Annotated in this window: 7 protein-coding genes; 3 read left to right on the plus strand and 4 right to left on the minus strand. The window is 72.0% G+C overall.

What is annotated here, in order from left to right:
- Positions 1-613, plus strand: a 613-nt coding sequence (locus WMJ97_RS13100) for a CocE/NonD family hydrolase (RefSeq protein ID WP_347349446.1), incomplete at its 5' end; no start/stop codon positions are given.
- Positions 614-651: 38 nt separating this feature from the next.
- On the opposite strand, the gene WMJ97_RS13105 is transcribed toward WMJ97_RS13100, so the two are convergent.
- On the minus strand, positions 652-3,594 hold the full coding sequence (locus WMJ97_RS13105) for a S8 family serine peptidase (protein WP_347349447.1): 2,943 nt from the start codon (positions 3,592-3,594) through the stop codon (positions 652-654).
- On the opposite strand from WMJ97_RS13105, the gene WMJ97_RS13110 reads away from it, so the two are divergent.
- Together WMJ97_RS13110 and WMJ97_RS13115 are read left to right on the plus strand one after the other, a co-directional pair.
- Positions 3,593-3,748, plus strand: coding sequence for a hypothetical protein (locus tag WMJ97_RS13110; RefSeq protein WP_347349448.1), 156 nt, complete (start codon positions 3,593-3,595; stop codon positions 3,746-3,748). The genes WMJ97_RS13105 and WMJ97_RS13110 overlap by 2 nt on opposite strands.
- A 400-nt stretch (positions 3,749-4,148) precedes the next feature.
- Positions 4,149-6,368, plus strand: a complete 2,220-nt coding sequence (locus WMJ97_RS13115) for an NADP-dependent isocitrate dehydrogenase (RefSeq protein ID WP_347349449.1) — start codon at positions 4,149-4,151, stop codon at positions 6,366-6,368.
- Here the strand turns inward: WMJ97_RS13115 and WMJ97_RS13120 are convergent.
- The 3 genes from WMJ97_RS13120 to WMJ97_RS13130 all read right to left on the minus strand — a co-directional run.
- On the minus strand, positions 6,346-6,597 hold the full coding sequence (locus tag WMJ97_RS13120) for a hypothetical protein (RefSeq protein ID WP_347349450.1): 252 nt from the start codon (positions 6,595-6,597) through the stop codon (positions 6,346-6,348). The two genes, WMJ97_RS13115 and WMJ97_RS13120, sit on opposite strands and share 23 nt — an antisense overlap.
- Before the next feature lie 69 nt (positions 6,598-6,666).
- Positions 6,667-7,281, minus strand: a complete 615-nt coding sequence (locus tag WMJ97_RS13125; protein WP_347349451.1) for a hypothetical protein — start codon at positions 7,279-7,281, stop codon at positions 6,667-6,669.
- A 56-nt stretch (positions 7,282-7,337) separates the two neighbouring features.
- The coding region (locus tag WMJ97_RS13130; protein ID WP_347349452.1) for a S8 family serine peptidase at positions 7,338-8,921 on the minus strand (1,584 nt) is incomplete at its 5' end.

Genomic DNA, 8,921 nt, shown 5'->3' on the forward strand with positions numbered 1-8,921 from the left:
CGACGCCGACGCCGGCGCCGGCGTCCTGCTGCCGGAGCCGGGGGCCGACGCGGGCGAGGCGTCCACCGGGTTCGTGCATGACCCGGCGGACCCGGTCCCCACCTGCGGCGGCCCGATGCTGCTCGGGCTGCCGCACAACGCGGGCCCGCTCGACCAGCAGGAGGTCGAGCGGCGTGCGGATGTCGTCACCTTTACCGGCCCCACGCTCGACGCGCCGCTCGCCGTCGTCGGGCCGGTGCGGCTGCGCGTCTGGGTCAGCGCGGACGCCCCCGACGCCCACCTGCACGCCACCCTCGCCGACGTCGCGCCTGATGGCCGCAGCACGATCCTGACCGACGGCGTCCTGCGGCTGAGCGGACGCCGCGGGCTCGACCGCCGCGACCCCCTCACGCCCGGCGAGCCCGAGGAGGTCGAGATCGACCTGTGGGCCACCGGCAACGTGTTCCTGCCCGGCCACGCGATCCGGCTCGATCTCGCCGGGTCGAACTGGCCGCGCTACTCGGTGAGCGACCCGGCCGGCGGGCGCCCGGTCGAGATCACGCTCCACCACGACGCCGGCCACCGCAGCGTCCTGACGCTGCCCGTGCTGCCCTCCGCCGCCGTCGGCCTCTGAGGGCCGGGCGGGGGAACGATCGCCCCCGCCCGCCGGGCCTACCGGCCGCGGATCAGCGTGGCCTCCTTCGCGCCGGAGCGGTTGTCGAGGGCCACGACCATCGCCCCGAGCGGCCGCTGCGCGCGCCAGTTCGCGGCGTCCGCACGCAGCGTCACCGGGACGACCCGGTTGACGCCGACGGTCAGGTACTGGCCGTCCGACAACGCCTTCTTCCACGGGTTGTACCGTGCGGCGCCGGCGATCTCGTCGCTGAACGGACCCTCCAGCGAGTACGACGACACCTGGTAGGAGAAGTCGCCCTTGCTCTGCGTGAGCCCGAGGTCGGCGGCCTTGACGGGCAGCAGCACCGTGCTGCCGTCGGTGGGCGCGACCGTCAGATAGCCGGACGCCGCCATGCGGTTGGTCACGACCTCCTTGATGAAGACCTCCGACAGGCCGTTGGCGTCCCCGGCGCGGATCTGCCCGGAGTCGGCCGCGAACACCACGTAGTCGGGCTTGCTGTCGCCGTTGGTGTCGATGCTCACGTCGTACTCGTTCGACGCGGCGTTCGAGAACCGGTCGTGCATGGTCACCGCGAACACCAGCATCTTCTTGCCGCCGACATCGGCCGCCTGGACGCCCGCCGCCCGCAGGTCGAAGCCCGAACCCGTCGACTTCGGGTCGACGTCGTTCGCCGGGTCGGTGAGGCCCCACGTGTAGACGTCGGCCCCCGCGGCCAGCGCGCCGCCGGCGTTCGCCACCGCCACGCGGGTCTGCCCGCTCGACCGCAGTTGACCAATCGGCGTCGCCGTGATGTTCGCCGCGGCCCGGGGCACCAGCAGGTACGGCACGCGCAGCACCGTCGAGCCGGACGTCAGCCGCACGCTGCCGGATACCTCGTGGAAGCCGAACGGGTCGTTCTCGTCCACGGCCGAGCCGACGTCGCGCGAGCGGGCCGTCAGCGTCACCCGGACGGTCGCCTGCCCGCCGGCCGGCACCCGCACGGACGCCGGCGAGAACGACAACCGCGCCGGACGAGACTGCCGGGACGCCTCCTGCGCGGCCCGGAACGTCATCGCCTGCGTCCCGTGGTTCACCAGCGTGACGGTCTTCGTGCCGCGGAAGGTCCCGTTGAACTCGGCCAGTCCGAACGACAGGGAGGGCTCCTTGTACGACTCGGTTCCGGACACGTACGTGTCGCCCGTCGCGACCACCTTCGTGCCGACCGACTGCGCGGTGTCGACGAGCCCGGCCCCGCCGAGCGTCAGCCGGTACCCGCTCACCTTCGCCGGGTCGGCCGTCGACACCAGGGCGGCGGCGACGTCGGACGCCGTCCAGCCGCGGTGCGCCTGCACGGTCAGCGCGGCGATGCCCGCCACGTGCGGGGCCGCCATGGACGTGCCCGACAGGTACTGCGCGTCGGTGCCGGTGCCCACGGACGCCGAGGCGATCGACACGCCCGGCGCGCTCACGCCCGGCTTCAGGCCGGAGTCGCCGTTGCGCGGGCCGCCCGAAGAGAACGAGCCGAACCCGCGGAAGCCCGGGTTCGCCAGCCGGGACGCCGCGAGCGTCACCTGCTGCCCCGCGGCCGCGTTGACGGTCGGGCCGTCGCTCGCCTTGACGCCGAGCAGCGGGATCGTGACCTCGTACGCCTCGCCTGTGTCGGGGTTCGACGCGATCGGCCCCTCGTACGGCGGGTAGATGTCGGCGTTGTTGATCATGAGCGCGGCGTCCGCCCCGGCCTTCTGCGCGAAGATCGCCTTGGCGACGCGGGCGCAACTGCCGCGCTGCGATACCGCGATCTGGGCCGGAGCTCCGGCCGCCTTGGTGATGCCCGCCTTCGTGTAGGCCTCCTCCGAGCAGCCGAGCGCCTCGTTCTCGGGCGTCGCCGGGTCGTCGGCGAGCACGACCACCCGCAGGGGGCCGCCCGGCAGCGTCGCGCCGTTGGCGTTGATCGCGTCGACCGCGGAGCCGCCCGGCAGCGAGATCTTCGCGCCGGGGAACGTCTCCGAGGAGTCCGTCGCCGCCACCGACACCACCCCGCGCCCGGCGCCGGGCGCGCCGGTGAGGTACGGGTTCGGCCCGCTGTTGCCCGCCGAGGCGATCACCACGACGCCCGCGGCGACCGCGTTCGTGGCGGCCACCGACGTCGGGTCGTTGACCCGGCCGAAGGGCGAGCCGAGCGACATGTTGATGACGTCCATGCGGTGCTGCACGGCCCAGTCGATGGCCTCGGTCGTCACCTCGGTGGAGCCGGAGCAGCCGAACACGCGCAGCGCGTACAGGTCGGCCTGCGGGGCGGCGCCCGGCCCGACCTTCCACTGCTTCGTGGCCGTCGAGGCGTCGTAGGGGCCGGTGTAGGCCTTACCGTCCTCGGTCACGCCGCCGCCGGCGGCGGACCCGGCGACGTGGCTGCCGTGGCCCTCGCAGTCGAGCGGGTTCGGGTCAGGCTTGGGTACCGAGTTGGGCTTCGCGCCGTCGTAGTCGTCGCCGACGAAGTCCCAGCCGCCCTTCACGCGGGGGGCGTTCGGGCCGAACAGGGCCGGGTCGGCCTTCTGGGTCGAGGACGCCTTCGCCTTCTCGTACGCGGCCTTCGTGCCCGGCCCGCCGAAGTCGGCGTGCGTGTAGTCGATGCCGGTGTCGATGATCGCGACCTTGACGTTCTTGCCGGTGTAGCCCGTGTTCTTCCACACCTGCGGGACGCCGAGGAACGGCACGCTCACCGCGTTGTTGCGCGTCTGGACCTGCACGGCATGGACGCCGGCCACGGCGGACAACTGGGCGAGTTGGGGCACCTTGTTCCGCTTCACCGTGACGCGCATGCCGTTGTACGCCGACTGCATGGTGGAGCGCACCGCGCCGCCGTCGCGCTTGATCGTGCCGGCCACGGCGTCCTGCTGCTGCTTCAGGCGCGCCCGGACGCCGGCCGCCTGGCCGGACGTCAGCTCCTTCTTGGCCTTCGCCTCGACGACGGCGACGGGATCGCCGGTCAACTCGACCATGACGTCCACGGTCGACTGGTCGTCGAGGGAGCGGGGCAGGACGGAGGAGTCGATGCGTCCGGAGGAGGGCGCCGCCGCGAAGCGGCCCGCGGCGCTGCTGGCCGGGGGGCTCGCCGCCGGCTCGGCGGACGGGCTGGAACTGGGGGCTGCGTGAGCTACAGAGGGGAACGCGAGGGCGATGATGCCCGCGGCGATCAGGGTTCGGCTTCGTCGCAAGATGGTTCAGCCTTTCGGGCTTCGGGGGCGGGGGAAACGGTCCCGGTGAGCCGAACGTTATCCTTATGTGATTTGCCTGGGAAGCCGCCGGGCGGCTTTCAATCCGCGGGAATCGTTAACTGCACCGGCTTTCCCGGCCTAGCCAGCGGGGGGAGGACTCACCCGCACGGGTGGCCCGGCTGGCGCCCCCAGGCTCCGCCGGAGGGGGCCATCGAGCCGCGGTGAATCCCCTTTTCGAGGGCGCGGAAAGGCGGCCGCGTCGGTAGGCTGAGCCGCACGACAGTCTTACGCTCCGGGCGGCTCGGCGCCACCACGATCCAAGGGAGAATGCGTAGCTCATGGCCAAGATCATCTACACCCACACCGACGAGGCTCCACTGCTCGCGACGTACTCGCTGCTGCCGATCGTGGAGGCGTACACGTCCACCGCCGGGGTCGAGGTCGAGACCCGCGACATCTCGCTGGCGGGGCGCATCCGGGCGGCCGTCGCCGAGTTCCTTCCCGAGGATCAGCGGGCTGCCGACGATCTGGCCGAACTCGGCGAGCTCGCCAAGACCCCCGAGGCGAACATCATCAAGCTGCCGAACATCTCGGCGTCCATGCCGCAGTTGAAGGCCGCGATCAAGGAGTTGCAGGAGAAGGGGATCGCCGTCCCCGACTACCCCGACGATCCGAAGACCGACGACGAGAAGAAGATCCGCGCGGCCTACGACTCCGCCAAGGGCAGCGCGGTCAACCCGGTGCTGCGTGAGGGCAACTCCGACCGGCGGGCGCCGATCGCCGTGAAAAACTACGCGCGCAGCCACCCGCACTCGATGGGCACCTGGTCGCCCGACTCGAAGACCAACGTCGCGACGATGGACGCCGGCGACTTCCGCCACAACGAGAAGTCGGTCGTCGCGCCCGAGGAGACGACGGTCACGTTCCAGTTCGTCGGGCCCGAGGGCGAGGTCACGCCGCTGAAGGAGAACCTGAAGCTGCTGCCCGGCGAGGTCATCGACGCGACCGTGATGCGCGCGTCCGCGCTCGACAAGTTCCTGGCCGCGCAGGTCCAGCGGGCGAAGGACGAGGGCATCCTCTTCTCGACCCACCTCAAGGCGACGATGATGAAGGTCTCCGACCCGATCATCTTCGGCCACGTGGTGAAGGCGTTCCTGCCGCGCACGTTCGAGTTGTACGGCGACGACATCGCCAAGGCGGGCCTGTCGCCCAACAACGGTCTGGCGTCGCTGTACGCGGGGCTGGAGGCCCTCGGTGGCGGCGGCGAAGAGATCCTGGCCTCCATCAAGAACGACCTCGAGGCCGGCCCCGACCTCGCGATGGTCAACTCCGACAAGGGCATCACGAACCTCCACGTGCCCTCCGACGTGATCGTCGACGCGTCGATGCCCGCCATGATTCGCATCGGCGGCAAGATGTGGGGCGCCGACGGGCAGGAGCACGACACCCTCGCCGTGATCCCCGACAGCAGCTACGCGGGCATCTACCAGGCCGTCATCGACGACTGCCGCGAGCACGGCGCGTTCGACCCGTCGACGATGGGCTCGGTGCCGAACGTCGGGCTGATGGCCCAGAAGGCCGAGGAGTACGGCAGCCACGACAAGACCTTCGAGATCGCCGAGCGCGGCAAGGTGCGGGTCGTCACCGCCGAGGGCGAGGTGCTGTTCGAGCACGACGTCGACCCGGGCGACATCTGGCGCGCCTGCCAGGCGAAGGACGCCGCGATTCAGGACTGGGTGAAGCTCGCGGTCACGCGTGCCCGCCTGTCGAACACGCCGGCCGTCTTCTGGCTCGACCCCGAGCGCGCCCACGACCGCAACATGGCGGAGAAGGTGAAGACCTACCTCGCCGACCACGACACCGAGGGCCTCGACATCCGGATCATGTCTCCGGTGGAGGCGACGAAGTTCTCGATCGAGCGCATTCGCCGCGGTGAGGACACGATTTCGGTCACCGGCAACGTGATCCGTGACTACAACACCGACCTGTTCCCGATCCTCGAGGTGGGCACGTCGGCGAAGATGCTGTCGATCGTCCCGCTCATGGCGGGCGGCGGCCTCTTCGAGACCGGCGCCGGCGGCTCGGCCCCGAAGCACGTGCAGCAGCTCGTCGAGGAGAACTACCTGCGGTGGGATTCGCTGGGCGAGTACTTCGCGCTCGCCGAGAGCCTGCGGCACCTGGGCCGTACGGACGACAACCAGCGCGCGGTCGTGCTGGCCGACGCGCTCGACAAGGCCACCGAGACCTTCCTCAACGAGAACCGTTCGCCGGCCCGCAAGGTCGGTCAGATCGACGACCGCGGCTCGCACTTCTACCTGGCCCTCTACTGGGCGCAGGAACTCGCGAAGCAGACCGAGGACGCCGAGCTCGCCACCGCCTTCGCTCCGGTCGCCGAGGCCCTCGCCGAGAACGAGGAGAAGATCACGGGCGACCTGCTCGCCGTGCAGGGCCATCCGGCCGATATCGGCGGGTACTACGTGCTCGACGACGCCAAGACCACCCAGGTCATGCGGCCGTCCGAGACGTTCAACGCGATCATCGACTCTCTGACGAAGTAGCGGTCGACACCGGGACGCCGCCCGCGCACGCGGGCGGCGTCCCGTCTGTGTCGGGCCAGTCCCATGCGACCTGGTAGAGGCCGGTCTGGGCGTCCAGGGCGGTCGCCTGCAGGCGGTCGCCGACGAGGGTGGCCTGGCCGACGGGCAGGGCGTCCCCGCGCGGAGAGCGCGCCGAGGTGTGGTGCCCGGTGGGGGCGTCCCCGTCGAACAGGACGCCCAGGCTCAGCACCCGCGTCGGCCCGGGCAGGGAGCGGCTCAGCCGGCAGGACGCCGCACCCGTCGCCCCGAAGTCGACGCGTTAAGCCAGGTGCGCGCGTTCACCCTGGCGCAGGGCGCGGGGGAGCACCACCTCGGCGATGGCGATCGGGGCGTCGGCCAGGACGCGGGCGTCCGCGATCTCGCACCCGGCCAGCGCGGAGACGGCCAGGCCGCGGGCGTCCGGGTCGGCGGCCATGGTGACGATCGGCCAGGTGCGGGCACCGTCGGCCTTGGCCTCGACGATCATCGTCGTGATCTGGTGCGTCTCGCGGTGTTGGGCGGCGATGACGAGGAGGTCCTCGACGTAGAGGCGCGTCCAGCGGCGGATCAGGTCGATCGTGGGCGCGTTGAGGGCCGCCGCCGTGGCCTCGTGGTGGGGGAGCGCCGCGAGCGGGTTCCAGGGGGCGCGCCGTCGCGTCGGCAGCGCGGGGATCAGGTGGCCGGCGGGCACGCGCAGGATGCGCTCGAGCTCGGCCACGGCGTCGAAGGAGCGGTCGCGCCACGGCCGGGAGCGGCCGGCGCGCCAGTAGCTCAGCGTCGCGACGGAGACCTCGCAGCCTGCCGCGGCGAGGTGCGCCTGGACGCGGTCGAGGGAGAGCCCGCGGTCGGTCAGGGCGGCGGCGAGGCGGTCGGCGAAGGCGTCCGGGGTTGTCATGGGCGGGTGGGGCGCTCGGCCGGGGTGTCGGCCGAGCGCCCGCGATGATCCTCCGTTCAGCCGATGGCGAGGTCGTCGAGCACGAAGCTGGTCTGTTTCGACGCGTTCTCGGTGCCGGTGAAGGCGAGGGTGACGCTGCGCCCGGCGAAGGCGCGGATGTCGACGGTCTCCTTCACCCACTGACCCTTGTTCGGGAACATGTTCGATCGGCTGCGGATCTGCGTCCCGTCCATGGTGACCGTGAGGTTGTCGACGTCGGCGGCGGAGGCGTCCTCGGCGCTGGTGATGTACATCCAGTAGCTGAGCGTCGTGGCGCCCGTGGGGACGGTGATCTGCTGGCTGATCGTGTCGGTGCGGGTGGAGCCGTAGCCGCCCAGCCACGCCTTCCAGGTGCCGGAGTGGGCGGGCGCGCCGGAGGCGTCCGTGATGACGGAGCCGCTCGGGTCGCTCCAGCCGGTCGTCCCCTGCTCGAAGCCGGGGTTGGTGATGACGTCGCCTGGCTGGGGCGTCGGGTCGGTGCCGCCGGCGACCGCCCGGACGGCCGCCGCGGCGTCCACGAGGCCCGCCCCGCAGCCGGAGCAGGATCCGGACGCCGGCCGCGCGGTCTGCTTCAGGGTCCCCTCGATCTGCGCGGGCGTGAGCGAGGGGTTCGCCGACTTCATGAGCGCGGCGACCCCGGCCACGTGCGGCGCGGCCATCGAGGTGCCCTGCATCCAGCCGTAGGTGGCGGACTCGGGCGTCCGCTGGCCGCTGTTGATCGTGGAGAGGACGCCGGAGGTCGTGCCGAGTTGCTGGTTGCCGCCGGGGGCCGTGACGTCGACCTGCGCGCCGAAGTTGGAGTAGTAGGCGCGGTTGCCGTCCGGCCCGATGGCCGCGACGGCGACGACGTTGTTGCAGTTGGCCGGGGTGACGTTCGCCACGTTCTGGGTCTCGTTGCCGGCGGCGACCACGATCGTGACGTCCCGCGCCACGAGGGCGTTGATCGCGTTCTGGTAGGCGGTGCCGCACGCGCCGGGCCCGCCGAGGCTGAGGTTGAGCACCTTGGCCGGATTGGGGTTGGCGGGGACGCCGCTCACCGGCTGCCCGCCGGCCCACATCATCGCGTCGATGATGTCGGACGACCAGCCGCCGCAGTGGCCGAGGGCGCGGGCCATGAACACCCGCGATCCGCCCGCGACGCCGGCCACGCCGACGCCGTTGTTCGTGCGGGCGGCGATCGTCCCGGCGACGTGGGTTCCGTGCCAGCTCGACGGGATGAACCGCTGGTACTGGTTGCAGGTCGTGTCGGTGGCCTCGCTCCAGTCGCCCTCGTCGGCCGGGTTGGCGTCGCGGCCGGAGCCGTCGCGCGCGATGCTGGGGTCGGTGATGAAGTCGTAGCCGGTGCCCGGGTTGAGGTCGGGGTGCGCGGTGATGCCGGAGTCCACGACCCCGACGGTGACGCCGGCGCCGGTCGAGCGGTCGAGCGCCCCGGGGAGCCGGATGCTCGTGGCGTCCGCAGAGTAGTGCCACTGCTGGGGGTACAGGGGGTCGGTCGGGGCGGCCATCGGCTGCATGAACCGGTCGACCTCCACGTTCGCGACGCCGGCCCGGGCGCGCAGGGAGCGCTGGAAGCCGGGGATCGCGGCGGCCGGAAGGTCCTG

It is taken from the genome of Nigerium sp. (assembly GCF_039811905.1).
Classification (GTDB): domain Bacteria; phylum Actinomycetota; class Actinomycetes; order Propionibacteriales; family Propionibacteriaceae; genus Propioniciclava.

Excerpts from the sequence above, each read along its gene's own strand:
- WMJ97_RS13110 (WP_347349448.1), top strand. The coding sequence starts at position 3,593 with ATGACGTCCACGGTCGACTGGTCGTCGAGGGAGCGGGGCAGGACGGAG.
- WMJ97_RS13105 (WP_347349447.1), bottom strand. The coding sequence starts at position 3,594 with ATGGTCGAGTTGACCGGCGATCCCGTCGCCGTCGTCGAGGCGAAGGCC.
- WMJ97_RS13115 (WP_347349449.1), top strand. The coding sequence starts at position 4,149 with ATGGCCAAGATCATCTACACCCACACCGACGAGGCTCCACTGCTCGCG.
- WMJ97_RS13125 (WP_347349451.1), bottom strand. The coding sequence starts at position 7,281 with ATGACAACCCCGGACGCCTTCGCCGACCGCCTCGCCGCCGCCCTGACC.